We start from the raw sequence: 24,698 nt of genomic DNA on the forward strand, positions 1-24,698 counted from the left end.
GCATGGTGTCGGTAGGACAGGCGCGAGCGACGGACCGGGGTCGCCGTCCGCGGACGGCGACCCCGGCGTCGGTCAGTACTTGCGGTTGGGCAGTGCCTCCTTGGCCTGCTCCTGGGTGAAGGTGGTCTCCTCGGTCTCGATCCGGGCCGGGACCTCCTCGCCGGCGTGGACCTTTTTCGCCAGGTCCATCAGCTGCGGGCCGAGCAGCGGGCTGCACTCGGCGATGAAGTTGAACTTGCCGTCCGCGAGGGCCTGCATGCCGTCCTTCACCGCGTCGATGGTGATGATGGTGATGTCCTTGCCGGGCACCTTGCCGGCCGCGGTGATCGCCTCCAGCGCGCCCAGACCCATGTCGTCGTTGTGCGCGAAGAGCACGTCGATCTTCGGGTTGGCCTTGAGGAACTGCTCCATGACCTGCTTGCCGTCGGCCCGCTTGAAGTCGCCCGACTGGGAGGCGACGACCTTCAGGTTCGGGTTGGCGGCGATCGCCTTGGCGAAGCCCTCCTTGCGGTCGTTGGCCGGCGCCGAGCCGGTGGTGCCCTGCAACTCGACGACGTTCACCGGCCCGCTGGCGCTCTTGGTCTGCTCCACCAGCCACTCGCCGGCCAGCCGGCCCTCCTTGACGAAGTCCGAGCCGAGGAAGGTCTTGTAGAGCGACTTGTCGGCCGAGTCGACGGAGCGGTCGGTCAGGATCACCGGGATGCCGGCGTCCTTGGCCTCCTTGAGCACGGTGTCCCAGCCGGACTCCACCACCGGCGAGAAGGCGATGACGTCGACCTTCTGCTGGATGAAGTTCCGGATCGCCTTGATCTGGTTCTCCTGCTTCTGCTGCGCGTCGTCGAACTTCAGCTCGATCCCCGCCGCGGCGGCGGCCTCCTTGATCGAGGTGGTGTTCGCCGTCCGCCAGCCGCTCTCCGCGCCGACCTGCGAGAAGCCCAGCGTGATCTTGCCGTCGTCGGCGGAGCCGCCGCCGGTGTCGCTGTTGCCGCAGGCCGCCACGCTGCCCGTGAGCAGCACGGTGGCGACGACTGCGAGCAGGGTGCGTGCCGTTCTCCTGGTTCTCATCGGTTCTCCTCGGTGGGGTGGTCCGGACACGTGGCGCGCGCGTGTCCCGGTGTGGTGGTGAGGTTGGTACGGGAAGGGCCGTTCCCGGTCAGCCGGATGCCGGGCGTTGGCCGTAGACGTTCTGGTACCGGTCGTGCAGTGAGCTGATGTCGGCCTGCGTCATCGGCAGCGGCTGCCCGAGCGCCCGTGCCAGGTGCGCGGTGCGGGCGACGTCCTCGCACATCACCGCGGCCTTGACCGCCGCGCGGGCGTCCCTGCCGATGGTGAAGACCCCGTGGTTGCGCATGAGCACCGCGGGCGAGCGGTGCCCGGACAGGGTGCTGACGATCCCCTTGCCGATGTCGTCACCACCGATCAGCGCGAACGGCCCCACCGGGATCTCCCCGCCGAACTCGTCGGCCTGGGCGGTCAACCAGCACGGGATGGACTCGCCCCGCGCCGCCCAGGCGGTGGCGTAGCTGCTGTGCGTGTGCACGACGCCACCGACCTCCGGCATGGCCCGGTAGACGTAGGCGTGCGCGGCGGTGTCGCTGGACGGCGTGCCGCCCCCGTCGACCACCGTCCCGTTCAGGTCGCACACGACCATGGTGTCCGCCGTCAGGGCGTCGTAGTCGACACCGCTGGGCTTGATCACCATGAGGTCCTGGCCCGGTACCCGCGCCGAGACGTTGCCGGAAGTCCAGGCCACCAGCGCGTACCGGGTCAACTCGCCGTGCAGGCGGGCCACCGTCTCCCGCAGGACGCTCACCTGCTGCGCCACGTCGGTGCTCATCCGATCGCCTCCAGTACCGTGTCGGTCCGCGCCGCGGCCACTTCCAGGGCCGCGTTCCTGATCGCCCGCAGGCGGAGCATGACGTCGTTGCCGCCGCGGCCGAAGTGGTCGTGCAGCGCGCGGTACTCGGCGTAGAGGGCGTCGTACGCCCGCGCGTTGTCCGGGTCCGGCCGGTACACGCCCTCGTCCACCCGCCCCATCGCCGCCGAGGCCCGGTGGACGTCCGGGTAAGCCCCGGCGGCGACGGCCGCGTGGATCGCCGAGCCGAGCGCCGGTCCCTGGGCGGAGCCGATGATGCCCAGCGGGCGGTTGGTGACGTCGGCGTAGATCTGCATGAGCAGCCGGTTCGAGGCGAGACCACCGGCGACGACCAGGTCGGTGACCGGCATCCCGGCCTCGACGAAGGCCTCGATGATCATCCGGGTGCCGAACGCCGTGGACTCCAGCAGCGCCCGGTAGACGTCCTGCGGCCGGGTGGCCAGGGTCAGCCCGACGACCAGGCCGCTGAGGTCGTGGTTGACCAGCGGTGAGCGGTTGCCGTTCCACCAGTCCAGCGCGATGAGGCCGTGGGCCCCGACCGGTTGGCCGGCGGCCAGTTCGGTCAACCGCTCGTGCGACGCGACTCCGGCCGGCGCGGCGTGCCTGACGAACCACCCGAAGATGTCACCGACCCCGCTCTGCCCGGCCTCGTAGCCCCACGCGCCCGCGCTGATGCCGCCGTCGACGACACCGCACATGCCGGGCACCTCGGCGGGGTGGGTGCCGTTGAGGACGTGGCAGGTGGAGGTGCCCATGATGGCCACCAGTCGACCGGGGCCCAGCGCCTGGGCGGCGGCGGCGGTGACGTGGGCGTCGACGTTGCCGACCGCGACCGCGATGCCCGCCGGGAGCCCGGTCCAGGCGGCGGCGCGGGCGCTGAGGGCGCCGGCCCGCTCGCCCAGGGGCAGGAGCCGACCGTCCAACTTGGTGACGAAGTCGACGAAGCCCGGGTTGAGGGCGCTCAGGTAGTCGGTCGACGGGTACCGGCCGTCCTGCCGGATGCCCTTGTATCCGGCGGTGCAGACGTTGCGGGTCTCCTCGCCGCACAACTGCCACACGATCCAGTCGGCGGCTTCGACGAAGCGCTCGGCGCGGCGGTAGACCTCCGGATCCTCCTCGAGGATCTGGAGGCCCTTGGCGAACTGCCACTCGGCGGAGATCTTGCCGCCGTAGCGGCCGATCCACGGCTCGTGCCGCTCGTGGGCCAACGCGTTGATGCGGTCGGCGTGCGACTGGGCGGCGTGGTGCTTCCACAGCTTCACCCAGGCGTGCGGCCGGTGGCGCAGCTCCGGGACCTCGCACAGCGGGGTGCCGTCGGCGAGCGTCGGCAGGACGGTGCAGGCGGTGAAGTCGGTGCCGATGCCGATGACCTGCGACGGGTCCACACCGGCGTCGGCCAGGGCGGCGGGGACGGCGTGCCGTAGGACGTCGCGGTAGTCCTCCGGGTCCTGCAGGGCCCAGTCGGGGGGCAGTGCCGGGCCGCCGTCGGGGAGCACGGTCTCGATCACGCCGCGGCGGTACTCGTGCACCGCGGTCCCGACCTCGGCACCATCGCGAACCCGGACCACCAGGGCCCGCCCGGAGAGGGTGCCGTAGTCGACTCCGACCACGTACCGCTCGTCCGCACCGTCCACACTGCTCATGTCCACCTCCGATCAATGACCGGCATAGTGTTAACGCTCACATACAGTGCCGTCAAGACGTTGGCCGACAACAGCTCAGTAACGGAAGGATGGGCGGAGCGTGTGGCCCGGACCAGAGGTGTCACACCCGGTCACGATCCCCGCGCTCCCGGCTGCCCGGACGGGGTGCCGGCGCTCGCTCGGCGGGTGCCCGGGGACCGTAACGCCCGTCGCCACGACCCCGGCGACGGACAGACGATTGTTAGCGAGAACATCGAGCCCTCATCCACGCTCCCACGGTCGCACGACACCAGGCGAGCACGGTCGGCTCCTCCGGGGACGCCGACTTCGGTGCGCGCACTGAGCTGCGAGACTCCCCGACCGAAGCCGACCCGGGCCGCCACCGACCGTCGTGCGGGTGACTCGGCATCGCCACGAGTCATTTACATCAATGGATGTCAGCGATAACATCCGTCTCATCGTGGCGTGTCCCCGTGCGGCCACCGGGCCGGAGCCGACCGGGAACGCGACGACGGACGGCGAGCGACGTGATTCCGGCACGAGGCCGGCCGAGGGCCGGCCGAGCCCGCCCCGAGGTATGCCATCGATGCCCGCGGGCAGGGCCGGGCGACCAATCGCACGGCCACGCCCGTGGCGCCCTCGTTCGCCGTATCCCGGCGCCGGCGCCCGACCCGACGCCACTCACCGCTCCGACCGAGGAGGAACACGTGCGCACACCGAGACAATGGCTGGCCGCCGCCCTGGGCATCCTGGCGGTGGCCCTCGCGGCGACCGTCGCGGACGGGGCCGTCGCGCCCCGTCCGGCACAGGCGCTGGACAACGGCGTCGCCCGGACGCCGCCGATGGGTTGGAACACCTGGAACACGTTCGGCTGCAACATCAACGAGACGCTCATCCGCCAGACGGCCGACGCGATCGTCGCCAACGGGCTGCGCGACCTCGGGTACCGGTACGTCGTCGTCGACGACTGCTGGTTCAACCCGGACCGGGACGCACAGGGCAACCTCCAGGCGCATCCGCAGCGCTTCCCGAGCGGGATGAAGGCGCTGGGCGACTACCTGCACTCGCGCGGCCTGCTGTTCGGCCTCTACCAGGCGCCGCTGGACCAGACCTGTGCGCAGTACTTCGACGCCTTCCCCGGCTCCACCGGCAGTCTCGGGCACGAGTACCAGGACGCCCGGCAGTTCGCCGCCTGGGGCGTGGACTACCTCAAGTACGACTGGTGCTCCCCCACCGGGACCATCAACGACCAGGTCGCCAGGTTCGGCATCATGCGGGACGCGCTGGCCGCCGCCGGCCGGCCGATCGTCTACAGCATCAACCCGAACAGCATCCACGAGAAGACCGGGCCGCAGCGCAACTGGAGCGACGTGGCGAACCTCTGGCGGACCACCGAGGACATCACCAACGCGTGGGACACCGGCCAGACCAACGGCTACCCGATGGGCATCCGGAACATCGTCGACGTCAACGTGCCCCTGGCCGGGTACGCCGCACCGGGCGGGTTCACCGACCCGGACATGCTGGAGGTCGGCAACGGCGGGATGAACGACACCGAGATGCGCAGCCACTTCGCGCTCTGGTCGATCATGGCGGCGCCGCTCATGATGGGCAACGACCTGCGCTCGGCCAGCGCGGCGACGCTGAGCATCCTGCGCAACCAGAACCTGGTCGCGATCAACCAGGACCCGCTCGGGCTCCAGGCGGTCCAGGTGTCGAACGACGGCACCCGGCGCGTGCTGGCGAAGCGGCTGGCCAACGGTGACGTCGCGGTCGCGCTGTTCAACCAGGGCAGCTCCACCACGACGGTCTCCACGACGGCGGCGGCGATCGGCAAGAGCGGCACCTCGTTCACCCTGCGCGACGCGTGGACCAACGGCACCTCCACCAGCACCGGAACGATCTCCGCGAGCGTCCCGGCGCACGGCACGGTGGTGTACCGGGTCAGCGGCGGCGGCACCACCAACCCGCCGCCCCCCACCACGTTCCGGCTACGCAGCGAATCGGCCGGGCGATGCCTCGACGTCGACAATTCCAACACCGCCAACGGCACCGGGACGCTGATCTGGGACTGCCACGCCAATCCCAACCAGCAGATCACCCAGAGCGGCCAGACGCTGCGGATTCTCGGCAAGTGCCTGGACGTCCCGACGACTGCCGCCAACGGCACCCGGGTGCAGCTCTGGGACTGTAACGGCGGCACGAACCAGCAGTGGACGTTCAACGGCAACGGCACGGTGAGCAACGTCCGTTTCCCGTCCCTGTGCCTGGACGTCGACAACGGTGGCACCGCCAACGGGACCAGGGTCATCCTCTGGTCCTGCCATGGCAACACCAACCAGCGGTGGAGCCGGGCGTGACCGACGGCCACCGACCGTAGTCCGGCCGGCCGGGTGGACGCGCCTGCTCCCACCCGGCCGGCCGCCCCGGGGGGCCGTACCGTTCAGCGGCTGCCCGCGGCGCGGCGCTTGTTGTAGACGTCGAACGCCACGGCGACGAGGAGCACCAGGCCCTTCACCACCGACTGGATCGACTGGTCGACGCCCATGAGCTGCATGCCGTTGCTCATCACCGCCATGATCAGGCCACCGACCATGGCGCCGACGACGGTGCCGACCCCGCCGGTGACCGCCGCGCCGCCGATGAAGGCCGCGGCGATCGCGTCCAACTCGAACATGTTGCCGGCGGCGGGCTGGGCGCCGTTGGACCGCGACGAGTAGATGACCCCCGCGACGGCGGACAGGAAGCCCATGTTGACGAAGATCCAGAAGTTGACGGTCCTCACCTTGACACCGGACAGCATGGCCGCCGGGAGGTTGCCGCCGATCGCGTAGACCTGGCGACCGAAGACCGAACGCCGGGTGAGCAGGCCGTAGACGAGCACCAGCACGGCCAGGACGATCAGCACGATCGGCAGACCCCGCGCGTGGGCCAGTTGCCAGGCGAAGTACATGACCACCGCGCCGACCAGCGCCACCCGCGCGACGAACAGGGGGAACGACTCCACGGGCTGCGCGTAGCGGATGCGGCCCAGCCGGGTCCGGAAGACGCTCACCGCGTAACCGGCCACCGCGAACACACCGATGAGGAGCGTGAACGCGTCGAATCCCTGCCCGCCGAGGAGCCCGTTGAGGAATCCGGCCGCGACCTGCTGGTACTCGGCCGGGAACGGCGACAGTGAGACGTTGTCCAGCACCCGGAGGGTGAGCCCGCGGAACAGGAGCATGCCGGCCAGGGTGACGATGAAGGCGGGGATACCGGCGTACGCGACCCAGAGGCCGTGCCACGCGCCCACCGCGAGGCCCACCGCGAGCGCGACAAGGATACCGACCCACCAGGGCAGACCCTCACGGATGACGAGTACGGCCGAGACCGCGCCGGTGAGCGCGACCACGGATCCCACGGAGAGGTCGATGTGCCCGCCGATGATCACGATGACCATGCCGATCGCGAGCACCAGGATGTACGAGTACTGCAGGACGATGTTGGTGATGTTGCCCGGGCTGAGGGAGACGCCGTCGGTGAGGACCGCGAACAACGCCACGATCATGACCAGGGCGATGTAGATGCCGCTCTGCCGCAGGTTGCCGAGGATCAGCGTGCGGGGACTGCTGGTGCCGGCGTGCAGGGCCGCGGCGGGGGCCACGTCGGACGCGCCACTCTTCGGGGAGGTGGGGGGCTTCGTGCTGGTCATCCGACGAGATCCTTGTCCTTCGTCATGAGTTCCATGAGGTTCTCCTGGGTGGCCTCACCCGCCGGCAGTTCGCCGGTGATCCGGCCGGCCGCGAGGGTGTAGACGCGGTCGCACATGCCGAGCAGTTCGGGCAGCTCGGAGGAGATGATGACGACGGCCTTCCCGTCGGCCACCAGGCGGTTCATGATCGTGTAGATCTCGAACTTCGCGCCGACGTCGATCCCCCGGGTCGGCTCGTCCAGGATCAGCACGTCCGGATCCGTGAAGAGCCACTTCGACAGGACGACCTTCTGCTGGTTGCCGCCGGAGAGCTTGCCGACCACCGACATGACGCTCGGGGTCTTGATGTTCATCTCGCGCCGGCCCTGCTCGGCGACCTTGATCTCCTCGTTGCCGTTCACCCAGCCGAGGCGGGCGAGCCGGCCCAGCGCGGCGGCCGAGATGTTGCCCCGGACGTCGTCGATCAGGTTGAGGCCGTAGCGCTTGCGGTCCTCGGTCGCGTACGCGATGCCGTTCTCGATGGCCTCCGCCACGGTCCGGGCCCGCACCTCGCGCCCGCGCACGAACAGCCGGCCGGTGACGTCCCGGCCGTACGAGCGGCCGAAGACGCTCATCGCCAGCTCCGTACGCCCGGCGCCCATCAGCCCGGCGATGCCGACGACCTCGCCGGCACGGACGGTGAGACAGGCCCGGTCGACGACCAGCCGGTCCTGGGTCGGGTGCCGGACGGTCCAGTCCTCGATCCGGAGCACCTCCTCCCCCGGCGTCGACTCACGCTCCGGGTAGAAGGCGGCGAGGTCCCGGCCGACCATGCCGCGGATGATCCGCTCCTGGGTGGCCGCGCTGTCCGCCATGTCGAGGGTCTCGACCGTCCGGCCATCGCGGATGACGGTGGTCGAGTCGGCGATCGACGTGATCTCGCCGAGCTTGTGCGAGATCATGATGCAGGTGATGCCCTGGCCGCGCAGCCGGCGCATCAGGTCCAGCAGGTGCGCCGAGTCGACGTCGTTGAGCGCGGCGGTCGGCTCGTCCAGGATCAACAGACGTACCTTCTTCGACAACGCCTTGGCGATCTCCACCAGTTGCTGCTTGCCGACGCCGAGCTGGGCGACCGGGGTGACCGGGTTCTCGGGCAGCCCCACCGACCTCAGCAGGCGGGCGGCCTCGGCATTGGTGCGGTTCCAGTCGATCAGCCCACTTCGCCCGCGCCGCTCGTTGCCGAGAAAGATGTTCTCGGCGATCGACAGGTACGGCACCAGCGCCAACTCCTGGTGGATGATGACGATGCCGCGGGACTCGCTGTCCCGGATGCCCCGGAAGTGGACCGGCTCGCCGTCGAAGACGATCTCGCCGTCATAGCTGCCGGTCGGGTACACCCCCGACAGCACCTTCATCAGGGTGGACTTGCCCGCGCCGTTCTCGCCGCAGATCGCGTGGATCTCCCCACGTCGCACGGCGAGCGAGACGTCCTGGAGTGCCGCCACTCCGGGAAAGGTCTTCGTGATGTCACGCATTTCGAGGATGTTCTCGCCCATGGGAACCGTCCTGCTCGTGGCCGTCAGGTGCAGTGCCGATGGGCCCGGCGGTGGTCGTCCACCACCGGGCCCGCGGCGGGTCAGCCCTTCGCCTGCCCGGCGGCGACCTCCTCGGCCGTCCAGTAGCCGGAGTCGACGAGCACCGGCTTGATGTCGTCCTTGTACACGGTCTGCACCGGCAGCAGGAACGACGGGACGACCTTGACCCCGTTGTCGTACGTCTTGGTGTCGTTGGCCTGCGGCTCCTTGTCCTGCAGGAACGCCTCGCCCGCCACCACGGCCTGCTCGGCCAGCAGCCGGGTGTCCTTGAACACCGTGGAACCCTGTACGCCGTCGTCGATGAGCTTGACCGACGCGATCTCGGCATCCTGGCCGGTCACCACCGGCATCTTCTTGGCCGCCGCGCCGTAGCCGGCGTTCTGCAGCGCGGTGATGATGCCACGCGACAACCCGTCGTACGGCGACAGCACGCCGTCGACCTTGCTGCCGTCGTTGTAGCTGGAGGTGAGCAGGTCCTCCATCCGCTTCTGCGCGGTCTCCTGCTGCCAGCGCAGGATGGCCGCCTGCTCGATCTTCGTCTGCCCGGACTTCACCTTCAGGGTGCCGGCGTCGACGAACGGCTTGAGGGTGTCCATCGCGCCGCTGAAGAAGAAGTGGGCGTTGTTGTCGTCCAGGGAGCCGGCGAACAGCTCCACGTTGAACGGCCCGGTCGCGTTGCCCTTCGCGCCGTCCTTGCTCTGCAGACCGAGGCCGACGAGCAGTGCGTTGGCCTGGGCCACGCCGACCTTGTAGTTGTCGAAGCTGACGTAGAAGTTGACGTTCGGGCTGTCCCGGATCAGCCGGTCGTATGCGATGACCGGGATCTTCGCGTCCGCCGCCGCCTGGAGTTGGCCGCTCAGCGCGGTGCCGTCGATCGCCGCGATGATCAGGACATCGGCGCCCTGGGTGATCATCTGGTCGACCTGCTGGGACTGGGTCGGGATGTCGTCGCCGGCGTACTGGAGGTCGACCTTGTACCCCTTCGCCGCCAGCTTCTCCTTGACCGAGTTGCCGTCGGCGATCCACCTCTCCGACGTCTGCGTCGGCATCGAGACGCCGATCGTCAGGTCAGCGGGCCGGTCCCCACTGGTGTCACCACCGCCACCGGCTCCCTCGCCGCTGCAAGCCGCCAGGCTGAAGGCGAGCGCCGATCCCGCGAGAGCTGCCAGAAGTCGTCTGCGCACAGCTTTCTCTCCCTTCCGTACGCCGCGAAAGCGCTGGCGCACTCACGGCGAGTGTTAGCGCTCACAAGATCGACGTCAACCTATGCGGGGAAATACGTACGTCTCGGTCTCGTAACAGAGATGAGATCGCTACCCAGCGTCACCAACGTTTCGCGCCCGGGACACGACTGGCCGGGCTCGCGTCGATCCAGGGCCGGGGGGCCGGTCCGATCCTCCTCGGGATCGGACCGGCCCCCGTCGCTCCCTACTGGAACTGCGTGAAGAACCGCCAGGTCTCCCCCGGCACCCAGGTCCGGGTGCCGCTGTCGCCCGGCGCCCCGTCCTGGGGCGCCGCGATGTGTCCCTCGTCGAACGCGATCCACTCCACGGGGTAGCGCGGCGGCGCAGCCCGAGTACGCGGTCCGGACGTGGGTCAGGCTGCCCGTCGCGGGCTCGCGCGGGCTCTGCGCGGCGCAGGCGTTGTTCTGCACGAACCGGTCGCGCGGCGACCGGCCGCTCGCGATGGGGAGCACCCCGTCCCGGGTGCCGTGCACCCCGAGGTACGCGACGCGGCCGGTGCCGCCGTTGCACCCACTGAGCTGCGCACCGGACAGGACCGCGACCGCGCGGAACACGGTCGGCCGCGCGCAGGCCACGGCGTAGCTCATCGCCCCGCCGAAGCTGAAGCCGGTCGCGAAGCGCTGCCGCGTGTTCACGCAGAGGCCTACATGATCTCGTTCTCCGGCAGCCCGACCCGGATCCCGCTCACCACCGCCGGGTTCGGCACCCGAACCGGCAACCCGAGCCGCCCGACCCTCTACGAGGAAGGCCCCTGGGTCTTCAAGCGCAACGGGCTCTACTACAACGTGTTCGCGGCGGAGTGCTGCGCCGAGTTCATCGGCTACTCGACGGCGCCCGGTCCGACCGGACCCTGGACGTACCGGGGCACGGTCATGCCCCGGCAGGGTGCCAGCTTCACCAACCATCCCGGCATCGTCGACTTCAACGGCGGGTCGTACTTCTTCTATCCCAACGGGGCGCTGCCCGGCGGGGGCGGATTCACCCGGTCCGTGGCGGTGGAGAAGTTCGCCTACACCTCCAACGGCACCATTCCCACGATGAACATGACCACCGCCGGCGCCCCGCAGGTCGGCACGCTGAACCCGTACACCCGGCAGGAGGCCGAGACGATCGCCTGGGGTTCCGGCATCGAGACCGAGCCGTCCAGCGAGGGCGGCATGAACGTCTGCTACCTCGCCAACGGTGACTACATCAAGGTCAGGGGCGTCGCCTTGGGCACCGGCGCGACCTCCTTCAGCGCCAGGGTGGCGTCCGGGACGGTCGGCGGCCGGATCGAGGTACGGCTGGACAGCGCCACCGGTCCGCTCGCCGGCACCTGCGCCGTCGGCGGCACCGGCGGCTGGCAGACGTGGACCACCTCCACCTGCGCGGTCAGCGGGGCCACCGGGACGCGTGAGCTGTATCTGCGGTTCGCCGGGGGCACCGGAAACCTGTTCAACGTCAACTGGTGGCAGTTCGGCGGCGGGACGGCCACCCCGTCGTACCGCGTCACCAACCGCAACAGTGGCCAGGTCGTCGACGTCCAACAGCCGAACCTCGACGACCTCGCCGTGATCGGCCAGTGGACGGGCAACGGACAGGGCTGGCAACAGTGGCGGTTCCTCGACGCCGGCGGGGGCAACGTGTGCCTGCAGAGCGTCCACAGCGGCAAGTGCCTGAACGTGGTCGGCGGCTCCACCGCTCCCGGTGCCGCGTTGGAACAGCGGACGTGCGGCTCCGCCCCCAGCATGCAGTGGTCCCGCGCCTGAGCCGACCTCGGGAGAGGGCCGGCCCGGCGCCCGGCGTCCCGAAATCCTCGGGCGCCGGTCGCGTACCGGCGGGAGCCCTCCCACCGACCGGACGGAGCCCGCAGGGATCAGGGCCTGGATGCGAGGTGGGCTAGTCTTCCTGGCCGCCGCGATCGCCGTTGAGGTCCCAGTCCGGCGAGAGCGACAGATACCAGGTCGCGCAGGTTGATCGGGTTGTGGCGCCGTACACCCTCTGCGGGACCGGGGCGGGCTCGGCCTTGCGCCGAACCCGCCCCAGTCCCGACCGCTCCTGATCTCAGGCCCCGTTCGGCATGCGCCGTCGCCCGCGCACGTCAGGAACGCGCGAGCCGGACCTGCGGCATGCCGTCAGCGTTGCAGGGTCAGCAGACCCGGCCGGTACGGCAGGAGGCCGTAGTCGCCGCCGGAACTGGGGGAACGGCCCTGGTAGAGCAGCCGCAGGTTGCAGGGATCGACGGTCATGGTCTGATCGGCGTTGGCGCGGATCAACTCGCCGTGGCTGATGTCGTTGGTCCAGGTGGCGCCGCTGTTGGCCTTGCCGGCGAACGGGTTGCCCTCGGTGGCGGCCTGCGGCGTCCACGTACCGCCCAGGCTGGTGGCGGTGAACGAGCGGAAGTAGCGGCCCTGCGCGCCGATCGCCTCGACGAGCATGAGGTACCGGTTCTGGCCCTGGAGCTTGTAGACCTGGACCGCCTCGAACAGGTTGTTCGTCGTGTCGCTCATGATGGTCGTGTAGGTCGAGCCGAAGCTGCCCGGGAAGTTCCCGATGGGCATGCTGGCCCGGTAGATCTTCCCGTTGTCCCCGGCGAAGAACAGGTACATGTTGGTGTCGTCACCGATGATCGCCTGATCGATCGGTCCGGTGCCGGAGCCGGAGATGCTGCCGGTGAAGAGCGTCTGCGGCGACGACCAGCTGTTCACGTTGGTGGGGTCGCTCGACGTCCGGTAGGAGAAGGCGGGTCCGCCCCACTGGTAGGCGAGCACCCAGATGTTCCTGGGGGCGAAGTAGAACAGTGAGGGCGCGACGGCGGAGAAGGGCATCTGGTTCTGGCTGGCCGAGGCCATGTCGGACCAGTTCGTGAAGAGGCCGAAGTTCATCGAGCCCCACGTCGTTCCCGTGTCGTGCGTGGTCGCGTAGACGAGCTGCCGGCCGTTGTAGGGGGCATGGGTGAAGTCCTTCAGCGACACCCACCCCGCCCTCGGTTGCGCCAGCGCGCCCGTCGACGACCAGCGGTACGTCGACGGCAGCGCACACGTGCCGGGCGGCGGCGTGGTGGGGTTGCCCCCGCCGTCGACGCGGACGAGCTGCCACTGCTGGTTGTTGCCGTTCCAGTCGTCGTACTGCACGACGTTCCCGCCGTCGGCGGTCGAGGCGCCCTGCACCTCCACCGCCTTGTTGCTGTTCCGGTTGATCAGGCGGACGTAGCCACCGGCGGAGTCGGCCAACCGGAACTGCTGGTTGGACCCGTTGCCGTCGGCCCACTGCACGATGCTGGCACCGTTGGCGGTCGAGAAGTTGTAGACGTCGAGCACCTTGCCGGACAGCCGCGACTTCAACCGGTAGTAGCCACCACCGGAGTCCACGAACTGCCACTGCTGCTGGTTGCCGTCGTTGCGCGCCCACTGCACGATCCGCGCGCCGTCGTTCGTGGCCAGGTTGTACACGTCCAGGGCCTTGCCGCTGTTGCGGTTGACCAACACGTACCACGCGCTCGTGTCGACCGTCGCCGCGGCGGCGGGCGCCGACGACACCACCGCCGCGGCGACGCCACCGACCAGCAGGACCACCCCAGCGGCGACGACCCGCGGCAACCACCCGCGCCGCCGCGACGTCGGCGGCGCGAGAGATGGAGACCTTTCGAAGACAGACATGATTCTCCTCGGCTGAGAGATGCCAGCGGGATGCCCGGAGATGGGCGCACCGCGACGCGTAGCCGGGCACGAGCCGCAAGAGATTAGCGCTAACACGACCTGCTTGCGCCCAGGCGCACGCCTGATTCAAGGTCGACAAGCAAGCTCGCCCGGAAAGCCACGCGACGTCGGCCTCAGCCATCGACTGTGAGCGATAACATGCCGTTCGTCAAGACGTGACGTTCCGAGCCACCAGCAGGCACCGGGCCACCTGGCGGCCGACCCTCGGGTCGCTCCGCTCGACGCGCCAGACCTTCTGGCCACGCTCCACCAGGTGATCGCCTGACACAGAGCCTGCGCCCGACACGCCCGCGCCCGACACGCCCACCTGCTGTCCGGGGGCCTTTCCGCCTACGCGGGGACCGTCCCCGCAGCATCGGCGGCGTCGTGGGCGGCCATGTCCTCCTGCCTGCGGGGCTCCTCGCGCAGGATCGCGCAGTGCAGCCAGGCGTCCGGGATGGCGAACCCGTCCACGAGCGTCCGCATGTGCGGGCGCAGCTCCTTGAGCAGGCCGTTCACCACGCCGGTGATCGCCTTCGCGCGGGCCGGCGTGAGGCGGCCGTGCTCCAGGAACCATCCCTTGTGGGCCTCGATGACGCTGAGCGCGTACAGGTCGCAGACCCGGGAGAGCAGCGCCTGGACCTCTGGGTCCGTCGCGTCCTCGATGCCGGCGACGAACGCCTCCAGGGTGACCCGGTCGACGTGCGCGGCGGCGACGGCGAGGACATGGTCCTGGACGTCGTTGAAGATGTCGAAGGGGCGGTCCTTCTTCGTCGCCGCGCCGTTGCGCAGGCGGCGGACCACGCCGTCGAGGAGGTGCCTCTCGCGGTCCTCGAAGACCTTGAGCTGCCAGCCGCGATCGGTGACGGCGACCTCCTCGTCGCGGCCGGGCACGGCGCTGATCAGCCGCTCGATGACCGACCGCGCGGCCGTGCGCTCCAGCACCATCTCGCGGACCTGTTCGGCGACGAAGGAGGCGCGCCCCCAGCCGTCCAAGGAGCCGAACTCGTCCCGGTAACCGGTGAGCAGCCCCTTGGCCACCAGCTGAAGCAGCACCGTGTTGTCGCCCTCGAAGGTGGTGAAGACGTCGGTGTCGGCCTTGAGGCTGGGCAGCCGGTTCTCGGCCAGGTAGCCGGCGCCGCCGCACGCCTCGCGGCACATCTGGATGGTGCGGGTGGCGTGCCAGGTCTGCGCGGCCTTGAGACCGGCCGCCCGGGACTCCAGCTCCCGCTGCCGGTGCGCGTCGACCGGCCCGTCGCCGCCCTGCACCTCGTTCAGCGCGGCGACCAGCTCGGCCTGGGCGAAGTGCAGCGCGTACGTGGTGGCCAGGGCGGGCAGCAGCTTGCGCTGGTGGGCCAGGTAGTCGTTGAGCAGCACCTCCCGGTCCGCGTCGGGCGTGTCGAACTGGCGACGGATGTCGCCGTAGCGCACCGCGATGGCCAGCGCCGACTTGGTCGCCGCCGACGCGGCGCCGCCCACACTCACCCGGCCGCGGACCAGGGTGCCGAGCATGGTGAAGAAACGCCGGGAGTCGTCCTCGATCGGGCTGGAGTACGTCCCGTCCTCGGCGACCTGACCGTAGCGGTCCAGCAGCATGTCCCGCGGCACCCGCACGTGGTCGAAGCTGAGCCGCCCGTTGTCGACACCGAGCAGGCCTGCCTTGGGCCCGGCGTCGCCGATGGTCACGCCCGGCAGCGGCTTGCCCTGCGCGTCGCGGATCGGCACCAGCCACGCGTGCACACCGTGCCGCCGTCCCTCGGTGATCAGCTGCGCGAAGACCACGGCCATCCGCCCGTCCCGGGCCGCGTTGCCGATGTAGTCCTTGCGGGCCGCCTCGTGCGGGGTGTGCAGATCGAAGGTCTGCGTCCGCGGGTCGTAGGTGCAGATGGTGCGCAGCTGCTGGACGTCCGAGCCGTGGCCGGTCTCGGTCATGGCGAAACAGCCGAGGATCTTGCCCGAGATGATGTCCCGCAGGTAGGCGTCGTGGTGCCGCCGGGTGCCGAGGGCGTCGACCGCGCCGCCGAACAGGCCCCACTGCACGCCCGCCTTGACCATCAGCGACAGGTCGACCTGCGCCAGCATCTCGCAGGCCACGATCGAACCGCCGACATCGGATCTGCCCCCGTACTCGGTGGGGAAGGCCGACGCGATACCCAGCTTGACGGGCAGCTCGGCGATCAACCGGGTGATCCGCTCACGCGCCTGGTCACCGGTCTCGCCGTACACCGGGAGGAAGCGCGCGTCGAGCTGGTCCCGGTGCGCGTTGCGGACCTCGGCCCACGGCCCGTCGAGCAGTTCCCGCAGGCGGGTGACCTTGATGCGGCCGGACGCGTGATCGGACATGGTCACCCCTCGAAATAGCGGATATATGTGCACACTACGTACCCGATCCAGGATACCGGCCACCCCCATCATCAAGATCCGGCAGGGACAGGTCGCCGCGGCCGTCCCGGGGAGCCGGGGCCGACCCGGCCGTCGCCCCCCGGCCGGCGGCACGCCGGGTACCCGACGAATCCGGTTGGCGACAGCCGAGGTCCCTTCACCCTCGCCAACGGCTCTGACACTCTGCACCCGACAGGTAACCCTTCGGAGTGGGCGGGTCGAGAGCGATGGCGAAGCGTTGGTTGGTCACGGGGTGTTCGAGCGGACTCGGTCAGGCCCTCGCGGCCCGGCTCGCCGCCGAGGGGGAGCAGGTGCTGGCGACGGCCCGGCGACCGGAGACCCTCGACGCGTTGGTGGCCCGGCATCCGGGCACCGTGGTGGCCGCCGCGCTGGACGTACGGGATCCGGCGCAGTGCGTGGCGGCGGTCGAGCGGGCGGTGGACGCCTTCGGCGGTGTCGACGTCCTGGTCAACAACGCCGCCTACGGTCAGTTCGGGACCTTCGAGGAGGTCTCCGACGCGGAACTCGCCGCACAGTTCGACACCAACGTGTTCGGGCCGTGGCGGCTCACCCGGGCCGTGCTGCCGCTGTGGCGGGCGCAGCGCCACGGGCACGCGGTCTTCGTCAGCTCGGTCGCCGGCATGGTTCCCTTCCCCGGGCTGGCCGCCTACACGGCGAGCAAGTTCGCGGTGGAGGGAGCGGCCGAGTCGCTGGCCGCCGAGGCCGGGCACCTCGGGGTGAAGGTCACCATCCTCCAGCCGGGCGGCTTCGCCACCGCGTACAGCGGCAACCTGGTGATGCCGGAGCAACGGATCCCGGAGTACACGGCGGTCAGCGACGGCCTGCTCGGCGCGCTGCGCAGCATGAACACCAAGATCGAGGTGAACTCCCCCGAGCTCTTCGCCGACGTGGTCTGGCGGCTCAGCCAGCTGGAGTCGCCGCCGCTCCGGCTGCCGGTGGGTCCGGACTCGGAGACGTTCCTGGAGGCCGCCTACGACGCCCGGCGCAGTGAGTACGACCAGGTCGTCAAGGCGGGTCACCACACCCGCGCGTGACCCTCGCCCGGGGCAGCGTCCTCGGCGACTCGAAGCGGATCACCGGCTCGGCCGGCACCGGCGACCGGCGGACGCGGCCGACAGCGAACGACAGCTCCCCCTCGCTGCGCCGCGGCGGGACACGACGCACCGGGCCGGCACCACGGCGCCGGCCCGGCAGCACGCGACGTTCGCCCGCCCGCCGGTTGCGGGCGCCACCGGCCGCCCGCCGTTCCGGCGCTACCGGTCGCCCTCCGGGCTCGACAGGCACGGCTGGGCGTGCGCCAGGTCCCCGACCACCGGCTGCGCCCTCCGGTAGGCGGCGCAGTGCACCGCGCCCAGGTCGTTCAGCTCGCGCCGCCGGGCGGCGGGCAGGGACTGGGCCCCGTCCCGACGTAGCGCGAGCTCCGTCGACGGCACGCCGGCCCGCAGCGCGCACTCGCCGTCGGCGGTGGCCACGGCAATCTCCCGGCGGCGCAGGGAGACGGAGTCGCCCTCCCGCCGGTAGGCACGCGACAGGTCCTCGGCCGCGGCCTCCGGGTCGGGGTACGGGTGGCCCGCCTCGGCCATGCACGAGAGCCACCGGGCGCGGGCCCGTGCCAGTTCCGGCGCCTTCCCGACCTGCTCCCTGAGGGCGTTGTCCAGGACCTGGGGAACGGCGTCGACGCGGGCCCACCGCCGGGCGTCGCCGTACAGGGCGGCCCGGCTCTCGGCCACGCACCCGAGCGTCGGGTAGGACAGGACGCTGCCGTTGGGCAGCTCCAGCTTCTCGTACCGCCGGGTGTCGCCGTACAGGGCGAGCTGGAACGCCGGCTGCCGGTCGTTCGGACCCGCCCTCGGGGGCCTCGACGCCTCCGCCAGCCCGAAACCCTTCGCGCGGCGCCGGGGCAGGTCGACCGCACGCTCCTCGTCGGACCCGGTGACCGGCGGCGGGGTGACCGGCCAGTAGACCTGCCCACGCGCGGCCATGCACCGCTCGACCAGCTTCTCCTCGGCCAGCTCCAGCACCCGCCTGCGGGCGGGATGCCCGCCGGAGCCGGTCAGCAGGTCCAGCGCGTCGACGCCGAGCGCGGACTCCTGGCGGGCGGTGGTGCCCGCCTGCGGGGTGCAGGCACTCCCGCAGACGAGCACCAGGAGACCGACGGCCACGGAGAGCGTCCGGGACGTCGAGCGTCGAGTCGTCAGCACCACTTGTGCGAGCTGATCTTGTCGTTGGGGCTGGTCCCGTCGCTCCACCTGTCGTACGCCAGGTTGGCGAGGTAACTGCCGCGCGGCAGCCGGTAGAAGAAGGCACCGGTGTAGTTGGTGCCGTCGTGGAAGGTGACGGCGCAGTTCTGCCCGTTGTTGAACACCGACGACACGCAGTTGCTCCAGGTGCCCGTCGGGCAGGTGCCGTGACCCCAGTTGCCGTAGTTGGCCTCGTTGTTCTGCCACTTCCCCGGGCCGTCGTTGAAGTCGGCGGCGGCCCACACGCAGAAGGAACCCGACGGGCAGCCGGCGTACCTGTCCCCCGCGGACGCGGGCTCCACCAGGCACACCAGCGCCAGCACGGATCCCGCCGCCGCCGCCGCCGCGCACCGCCGCAGCACGTTTTTCATGATCTTCCTCTTCTCTGCCCGGACCGGTCGACCGGATGCGGTCGACATCTGTCGCATCAGCGTCGGCGGCGGTGTGGGGTCGACGGCTTGTGAAATTCTTGTGCATCGATATATGCGACGGGTGGGCGACGATCGCGATGCCGCTTTGGGGGATTTGTGGCCGACTTTCGCGTACTGGGGCCGGTGGAGATCTGGGCGGACGACCGGCGACTGCCGGCCGGGCAGCCGAGGCAGCGCGCCGTGCTGGCGGCGTTGCTCGTGGACGCGGGACGGTCGGTGACGCCGCAGACCCTGCTGGACCGGGTGTGGGGGGACAGCCCGCCACGGGGCGCACGTCAGTCGCTGCACGCACACGTCACCCGGATCCGGCAGGCCCTGCACCTCGTGGACGTCGGCGAGCCGCCCGCGCTGGTGTGGCGGCCGGGCGGATACGTGCTCGAGGTCGCCGCCGACCGGGTGGACGTACACCGGTTCCGCCGCCTGCTCGCCCAGGCCAAGGAGCCGGAGTGCCCGGACGCCCGGCGGGCGTCGTTGCTGCGGGAGGCGCTCGCGCTGTGGCGGGGCGAACCGCTGGCGGGACTGTCGGGGTCCTGGGCCGCGCGGACCAGGGAGAGCTGGCGGCAGCACTACCCGGAAGCCGTCGTCACCTGGGCGTACGCCGAGTTGCGGGTGGCGAACCCGGAACCGGTGATCAGCCGGCTCACCGAACTGGTGGGTGAGTATCCGCTCGTGGAGTCGGTGACCGCGGCGCTGATGCGCGCCCTCTACGCGGTGGGCCGGGGAGCCGACGCCCTCGTGCAGTACGCGGTCGTCCGTCGGCGGCTCGCCGAGGAGCTCGGTGTCGATCCGGGACCCGAACTGCGGACGCTGCACCAGGCGATCCTGCGCGACGACCTGGACGCGCCGCACGACCGGAACCCGGCGACGGTGGCCGTTGCGCACCCGACGCCGGCCCAGCTACCCCCCGACACCCCGGGATTCGTGGGCCGGGCGGAGCACCTCGCCCGCCTCGACGCGCACCTGCCGGGGCAGCAGCCCGCCGCGGCGTCCACGATCGTCACCGTCTCGGGTACCGCGGGGGTCGGCAAGACCGCACTGGTCGTGCACTGGGCGCACCGCGTCGCCGGGCGGTTCCCCGACGGGAACCTGTACGTCAACCTGCGCGGCTTCGAGCCCACCGGCGAGGCGACGGCTCCCGCGGAGGCCGTCCGCGGTCTCCTCGACGCTCTGGGCGTGACCGCCGACCGGATGCCACCGCAGCCGGAGGCGCAGGCGGCGTTGTACCGCACGCTGCTGGCCGGAAGACGGATGCTCGTCCTGCTGGACAACGCCCGCAATGCCGAACAGGTCCGCCCGCTGCTGCCCGGGGCGGCCTCGTGCCTGGTGGTGGTGACCAGCCGCGACGCGCTGGTCGGCCTGGTCGCCGCCGAGGGTGCCACGCCGGTGCGGCTGGACCTGTTGGACCGTGGTGAGGCGCGGAGCCTGCTGGCCGGCCGGCTCGGACGGCACCGGCTGTCGGCCGAGCCCGGGGCCGCCGACGAGATCGTCGACCTGTGCGCCCGGCTCCCCCTGGCGCTGTCCGTCGTGGCCGCCCACGCCGTGATGCGGCCCGACGTCGCCCTGTCGGTGCTGACCGACGAGCTGCGTGAGGCGCGCGGCGGCCTCGACGCCTTCGCCGCGAACGACCCGACCACCAACCTGCGGAGCATCTTCTCCTGCTCCTACCGGGCGCTCGGCGGCGAGGCCGCGCGGACCTTCCGGCTGATCGGGTCGCACCCCGGCGCCGACATCACCGTGCCGACCGCGGCAAGCATGAGCGGCGTGCCGGTGCGGCAGGCGCGGGCCCTGCTCACCGAACTGACCGACAACCACCTGCTCACCGAGCACACCGCCGGCCGGTACGCCGCCCACGACCTGCTCCGCGCCTACGCCGCCGAGCTGGCGGACGGCCTCGACGGCCGGTCGGAGCGGGACGGCGCGACGCAGCGGGTCCTCGACCACTACCTGCACACCGCACACGCCGCCGCCCGGATGCTGGAGCCCCACCGGGAGCCGCTCACGCTCGCCGCGCCTCGTTCCGGCGTCACGCCCACGGCCTTCGCCACCGCCGCCGACGCGCTGGCGTGGTTCGTGGCCGAGCGCTCCGCCCTGGTCGCCAGCGTCCAGCTGGCCGCCGCCACCCGGCACACCGCCCACGCCTGGCGGCTGGCCTGGATCCTCAACACCTTCTTCAGCCGGCGGGGCTACTGGCACGACCAGGCGGCCGTCCAGCACACCGCGCTGAGCGCGGCGCGCGACGCCGGCGACAAGGACGGACAGGCACACCTGCACCGGGGCCTCGCCCGGGCCTACTTCCGGCTGGGTCGCCACGACGAGGCGCACACCCACCTGCGGGTGGCCCTCACCCTGTGCGAGGAACTCGGCGACCCGGTCGCGGAGGCGCGCGTCCACGGCGGCCTCGGCTTCATCCTCAACCAGCGCGGCCGGCACCACGAGTCACTACCGCACCTCCGGCGGGCGCTCGGGCTGTACGCCAGGGCCGGGCACCCGGACGGGTACGCGGAATCGCTCAACGCGCTCGGCTGGAGCCACGCGCTGCTCGGCAACCACCACCAGACCCTCGTCTACTGCCACCAGGCCCTGACGCTGATGGGCCGGCTCGGCGACTGCCACGGCCAGGCCAACGTCTGGGACAGCCTCGGCTACGCCCACCACCACCTCGGGCACCACGGCAGGGCCATCGAGTGCTACCGGCAGGCTCTCCGACTCTTCCAGCACACGGGCGAGCGGTACCTGCGGGCCGAGACCCTCGTCCGACTCGGCGACGCCCTGCTGGCCGCCAAGGAGCCGGGACGGGCCAACGCCGCCTGGGCCGACGCCCTGTGCGTCCTGTCCGACCTCGGTCACCCCGACATCGACCTCGTCCGCGCCCGACTCCGCTCGGTCCCCGGGTTCCCGCAGCCGCCGGCGCCGGCCGGCAGGCATCTGTCCGGGACGTGGCCGGACGAGGGCGCGGCGGGACGGTGATCCACCGCCGGGTGCGCCATCCCGGCAGGGTCGGGGCGACGGCCGCGCGTGCCCGGCCGGCACGACACGTGCACGCCCGGTGGCGGCTGACCATCGCGATGGACGGCGTCGGGGCGTCGCGCCGCGTTCAGAACTGCCGCACGGCCAGCAGGCCGAGGGCGGCCACGAGCACGACGCCCGCCGTGACGGTGATCGTCCGGATCCGCACCCGCAGGTCGGCGTCCCACCTGTCGCCGGTGCCGGCGGCGCGGCGGGCCAGCGGGGTCATCGCGCGTCCGACACCGAATCCGATCCCGGCGAGCATCGCGACGTGCAGGCGCTGGCCGCCGAGGAGCAGAGCGACCGCCAGCACGTACGGAGCGCTCGCCGAGACGTAGGTGCGGACTCCGGTGCCCATCTCGAAGCCGAACTGCAGCGCCCCGCGCCGCAGGCTGCGCTGGAGCACGTCCTGCGGCACCTGCCGGGCGTTCTGCGGCAGCCGGATCGGCACCAGGCCCACCTCGCGGAGCAGCCCCAGCACCGCCACCGCCACGATGCCCGCGTACCGCCACCGGACGGGCACGGGAGCGGACAGGCCGGAGAGCAGCCCCAACACCGTTCCGCTGAGCAGGCCACCGACGATCAACCCCACGACGAACAGGGTGAGGACGACGCCCTGCCGATCTCGATCCCGCCACCCGGGCGAGGCCAGCGCGTGCGCGCTGTTGTGCGTTCAAACGGAGCCGGAGAGCGTGTAACCCGCGAGCCCTCCGATCATCGCCCAGGTGAGCACGTGCCCGTACGCGGCGGCGGCGAACGCACCGACGGCGAGCAGCAGCAGGGGTACGAGAGGGTCGCCGGCCCGGCGTAGTGCCGCCCGGGCGTGCCCGGGCAGTGTCCGGGTCATACGGCGGCGCCGGTCAGCGTCCGCCAGGAGTTCACCCCGACGACCCCGTCGACCGTGAGCCCGTTCTGCCGCTGGAAGTCGCGCACCGCGCTGTCCGTGGCCGCACCGAAGGCCCCGTCGACCACCAGCGCGTAACCGCGCCTGTTCAGCTGGCGCTGCGCGGCGCTGACGGCGTGGCCGCTGTTGCCGGAGCGGACCGCGCTCACGAGCTTCGGCCAGGTGGTCGCGTCGACGACACCGGTGGCACCGAGGCCGGCCGCCGCCTGGAAGCTCTTCACCTTCGCCTCCGTGTCGCCACCGAAGATCCCGTCGATGTCGGTCGCGTGCCCGCGGGCGGTCAGCAGGTGCTGCACGGTGTAGACGTTCACCCCCGTGTTGCTCCGCTGGGTGGTGGGCCAGCTGGCCGTGCCCAGGCATCCGCACCTGGTGTTCCAGCGGCAGATCGACTTCACCCAGCCCGAGCTGGTCTTCTTGTACCCGTCGTGGCACCGGCGTTCGACCGAGCAGGCGCAGGCGCCGCACGCCCCGTTGTAGGCCCACAGCCAGCCGTCGTAGGTGCCGCCGTAGCACTGGTTCGGCCGCAGGATCCAGGTGACGCCGTCGTTCTTGTGGAATCCGGTGTACGTCCCGCTGGTGTTGCAGGAGTCGGCGAAGATCGTGCTCGGGCCGCACCCCGGTGAGCAGTTGTGGTCGCTGGCGTACGTCGGGCACCCGGCATAGATCGTGTAGCCGTCCGCGTACGCGCGGCGGGCCGCCGGGAACACGCTGAGCGCGGCCATCCCCACCGCGGTGCCCGCCCGGAGCAGGGTGCGTCGCGACAGCGCCCATCCCGCGCGCCTGCGGCCGCCCGGCTGCACCGGCACCCGCCGGACGGCGGCCCCGGTCCCCGGGTCGTCCCCGCGCAACCAGGGCACCGTGTCGATACCGGTCATGCCCGATCTCCCTGATTCGTGGCGACCACCCGTGCGGGGCCGCCGGGTGGGCTGTCGACTTCGTCGAGCAGGCGGTGCAGTGCCGCCCGGGAGCCGATCGGCTCGGCGCGGAGCACCCGCCCGGCCGCGTCGACGACGGTGGCGAACGGCGTGGCGAGGGCGTCGTACCGCTCGAACAGTTCCGCCTGCCCGCCGAGCACGGTGATCGGCAGCTCCGCCGCCCGCGCCGGGGGGTCCTCCCGGTAGAGGACCCGGAACTCCAGGCCGGGGCGGGCGTGCTCGCCCGCCTCGGCCAGCACCTCGGTGCACGTGCCGCAGTCGGGCTCCAGGAAGAGCAGCACCAGCGGAACCGTCGGGGCCGCCGGCGCCAGCCGGGCGAACCCGGGGGCCGGTGCGCCGGGCCGCAGACCGACCGACTCGGGACGGCGCTGGACCGCCCCGCTCGACAGCGCGTGCACCTGGCGTACCAGGCCCGAGACCGTGAAGGCCAGCAGGAGGATCGCGATCCAGCTCAGGATCAGTGCGCTGGTCTGGAAGCTCATCCGGCAATGCCTCCCTCTGTCGTGCCGATGGACCGGCGGGTCGTGGGCCGCCCGGCTGTCGCCGTCGCCGGCTCGTACATCGCGGCGGGCAGGTGCCACAGCAGCGTGGTGAACGTGGCGGAGGCCAGCAGCACGACGGCGAGGGCGGCGTCGGCCCGGTCCGGCGCGACGATCGCGCCGGACAGCGACAGCGCCAGCAGTGCCAGCCCGGCGAGGATCGCCGCCCGTGCCACCACCCAACCGGTCATCGGCAGTTCCACCCGGGAGCATCCGCACGACCCGGCGCGCCCGGTCGAGCGCACGTACAGGCCGTAGCCGGCGTAGAGGGCGAGTAGCGCGCCGCTGCCGACGAGGACGGCGACGAGCAGGCGCCCGCCGGCGGGGTGGAGCAGCGCCACGATCCCCGCGCCGGCGAGCAGTCCCTCGCCGGCGATGGCGACGACGGCGACCACGACCGGAGCCGGAAGCACCCGGTGCGCGGCCAGGGCCCGGGCGAGCGCCGCCGGCCGCGACAGGTGCTCGGCGGTGCTGACGAGCAGGGTGAACAGGACGGTGTACGTGGCCACGCCGGCCAGCAGCCCGGACATCC

General features: G+C 71.4%; 18 protein-coding genes and 3 pseudogenes. 5 read left to right on the plus strand and 16 right to left on the minus strand.

The window, feature by feature from the left end; all coding sequences use genetic code 11:
- Positions 1 to 72: 72 nt before the first annotated feature.
- The 3 genes from EV374_RS17400 to araB all read right to left on the minus strand — a co-directional run bounded on the left by EV374_RS17400 (position 73) and on the right by araB (position 3,519).
- Positions 73 to 1,065, minus strand: a complete 993-nt coding sequence (locus tag EV374_RS17400; protein ID WP_132236625.1) for an ABC transporter substrate-binding protein — start codon at positions 1,063 to 1,065, stop codon at positions 73 to 75.
- An 88-nt stretch (positions 1,066 to 1,153) separates the two neighbouring features.
- The gene (locus EV374_RS17405) at positions 1,154 to 1,837 is read right to left on the minus strand and encodes an L-ribulose-5-phosphate 4-epimerase (protein ID WP_132236627.1); all 684 of its coding nucleotides are present in this window, start codon (positions 1,835 to 1,837) and stop codon (positions 1,154 to 1,156) included.
- Positions 1,834 to 3,519, minus strand: coding sequence for a ribulokinase (gene araB / locus EV374_RS17410; RefSeq protein WP_132236629.1), 1,686 nt, complete (start codon positions 3,517 to 3,519; stop codon positions 1,834 to 1,836). The genes EV374_RS17405 and araB overlap by 4 nt, the downstream gene beginning before the upstream one ends.
- A gap of 842 nt (positions 3,520 to 4,361) precedes the next feature.
- On the opposite strand from araB, the gene EV374_RS17415 reads away from it, so the two are divergent.
- Positions 4,362 to 5,879: a glycoside hydrolase family 27 protein gene (locus EV374_RS17415; protein ID WP_486485825.1), complete on the plus strand. Its 1,518-nt coding sequence runs from the start codon at positions 4,362 to 4,364 to the stop codon at positions 5,877 to 5,879.
- Positions 5,880 to 5,962: 83 nt separating this feature from the next.
- On the opposite strand, the gene mmsB is transcribed toward EV374_RS17415, so the two are convergent.
- The 4 genes and pseudogenes from mmsB to EV374_RS17435 form a co-directional block, all read right to left on the minus strand.
- On the minus strand, positions 5,963 to 7,213 hold the full coding sequence (gene mmsB, locus EV374_RS17420) for a multiple monosaccharide ABC transporter permease (RefSeq protein WP_132236633.1): 1,251 nt from the start codon (positions 7,211 to 7,213) through the stop codon (positions 5,963 to 5,965).
- Complete coding sequence (gene mmsA / locus EV374_RS17425; RefSeq protein ID WP_132236635.1) at positions 7,210 to 8,748, minus strand: multiple monosaccharide ABC transporter ATP-binding protein; 1,539 nt, start codon at positions 8,746 to 8,748, stop codon at positions 7,210 to 7,212. Before mmsA ends, mmsB begins: the two co-directional genes overlap by 4 nt.
- Before the next feature lie 80 nt (positions 8,749 to 8,828).
- Positions 8,829 to 9,971, minus strand: coding sequence for a multiple monosaccharide ABC transporter substrate-binding protein (chvE, locus tag EV374_RS17430; protein ID WP_132236637.1), 1,143 nt, complete (start codon positions 9,969 to 9,971; stop codon positions 8,829 to 8,831).
- 250 nt (positions 9,972 to 10,221) lie between these two features.
- Positions 10,222 to 10,672 (minus strand): annotated as a pseudogene (locus EV374_RS17435) (CE1 family esterase); the annotation flags it as partial.
- Here EV374_RS17435 and EV374_RS17440 point away from each other — a divergent pair.
- A pseudogene (locus EV374_RS17440) lies at positions 10,673 to 11,494 on the plus strand (carbohydrate-binding protein); the annotation flags it as partial.
- A 45-nt stretch (positions 11,495 to 11,539) separates the two neighbouring features.
- A pseudogene (locus tag EV374_RS33480) lies at positions 11,540 to 11,779 on the plus strand (RICIN domain-containing protein); the annotation flags it as partial.
- 366 nt (positions 11,780 to 12,145) lie between these two features.
- Here the strand turns inward: EV374_RS33480 and EV374_RS17445 are convergent.
- Together EV374_RS17445 and EV374_RS17450 are read right to left on the minus strand one after the other, a co-directional pair.
- Positions 12,146 to 13,669 carry a non-reducing end alpha-L-arabinofuranosidase family hydrolase gene (locus EV374_RS17445; RefSeq protein WP_132236639.1) on the minus strand — a complete coding sequence of 508 codons (1,524 nt, stop codon included), beginning with the start codon at positions 13,667 to 13,669 and terminating at the stop codon, positions 12,146 to 12,148.
- Positions 13,670 to 14,059: 390 nt separating this feature from the next.
- Positions 14,060 to 16,051 carry an acyl-CoA dehydrogenase family protein gene (locus tag EV374_RS17450; RefSeq protein ID WP_132236641.1) on the minus strand — a complete coding sequence of 664 codons (1,992 nt, stop codon included), beginning with the start codon at positions 16,049 to 16,051 and terminating at the stop codon, positions 14,060 to 14,062.
- A 266-nt stretch (positions 16,052 to 16,317) separates the two neighbouring features.
- Between EV374_RS17450 and EV374_RS17455 the strand changes: the two genes are divergently transcribed.
- Positions 16,318 to 17,145 carry an SDR family oxidoreductase gene (locus EV374_RS17455; protein WP_132236643.1) on the plus strand — a complete coding sequence of 276 codons (828 nt, stop codon included), beginning with the start codon at positions 16,318 to 16,320 and terminating at the stop codon, positions 17,143 to 17,145.
- 219 nt (positions 17,146 to 17,364) lie between these two features.
- Here EV374_RS17455 and EV374_RS17460 read toward each other — a convergent pair whose 3' ends face one another.
- Positions 17,365 to 18,315 carry a hypothetical protein gene (locus EV374_RS17460; RefSeq protein ID WP_132236645.1) on the minus strand — a complete coding sequence of 317 codons (951 nt, stop codon included), beginning with the start codon at positions 18,313 to 18,315 and terminating at the stop codon, positions 17,365 to 17,367.
- A complete protein-coding gene (locus EV374_RS17465) occupies positions 18,306 to 18,722 on the minus strand; it encodes a peptidase inhibitor family I36 protein (protein WP_165947815.1) in 417 nt (138 codons plus the stop codon). Before EV374_RS17465 ends, EV374_RS17460 begins: the two co-directional genes overlap by 10 nt.
- A gap of 156 nt (positions 18,723 to 18,878) precedes the next feature.
- Between EV374_RS17465 and EV374_RS17470 the strand changes: the two genes are divergently transcribed.
- Positions 18,879 to 21,749, plus strand: a complete 2,871-nt coding sequence (locus EV374_RS17470; RefSeq protein WP_207914287.1) for a BTAD domain-containing putative transcriptional regulator — start codon at positions 18,879 to 18,881, stop codon at positions 21,747 to 21,749.
- A 127-nt stretch (positions 21,750 to 21,876) separates the two neighbouring features.
- Here EV374_RS17470 and EV374_RS17475 read toward each other — a convergent pair whose 3' ends face one another.
- The 5 genes from EV374_RS17475 to EV374_RS17490 form a co-directional block, all read right to left on the minus strand.
- Positions 21,877 to 22,380: a hypothetical protein gene (locus EV374_RS17475; RefSeq protein ID WP_207914289.1), complete on the minus strand. Its 504-nt coding sequence runs from the start codon at positions 22,378 to 22,380 to the stop codon at positions 21,877 to 21,879.
- Positions 22,381 to 22,461: 81 nt separating this feature from the next.
- Complete coding sequence (locus tag EV374_RS32605; protein WP_165947816.1) at positions 22,462 to 22,635, minus strand: hypothetical protein; 174 nt, start codon at positions 22,633 to 22,635, stop codon at positions 22,462 to 22,464.
- Positions 22,632 to 23,567, minus strand: coding sequence for a peptidoglycan-binding domain-containing protein (locus EV374_RS17480; protein WP_132236649.1), 936 nt, complete (start codon positions 23,565 to 23,567; stop codon positions 22,632 to 22,634). Before EV374_RS17480 ends, EV374_RS32605 begins: the two co-directional genes overlap by 4 nt.
- Positions 23,564 to 24,109 carry a hypothetical protein gene (locus EV374_RS17485; RefSeq protein WP_207914291.1) on the minus strand — a complete coding sequence of 182 codons (546 nt, stop codon included), beginning with the start codon at positions 24,107 to 24,109 and terminating at the stop codon, positions 23,564 to 23,566. Before EV374_RS17485 ends, EV374_RS17480 begins: the two co-directional genes overlap by 4 nt.
- On the minus strand, positions 24,106 to 24,696 hold the full coding sequence (locus EV374_RS17490) for a MauE/DoxX family redox-associated membrane protein (RefSeq protein WP_132236651.1): 591 nt from the start codon (positions 24,694 to 24,696) through the stop codon (positions 24,106 to 24,108). Before EV374_RS17490 ends, EV374_RS17485 begins: the two co-directional genes overlap by 4 nt.
- Between the last annotated feature and the right edge of the window lie 2 nt (positions 24,697 to 24,698).

Source organism: Micromonospora sp. CNZ303 (genome assembly GCF_004345505.1).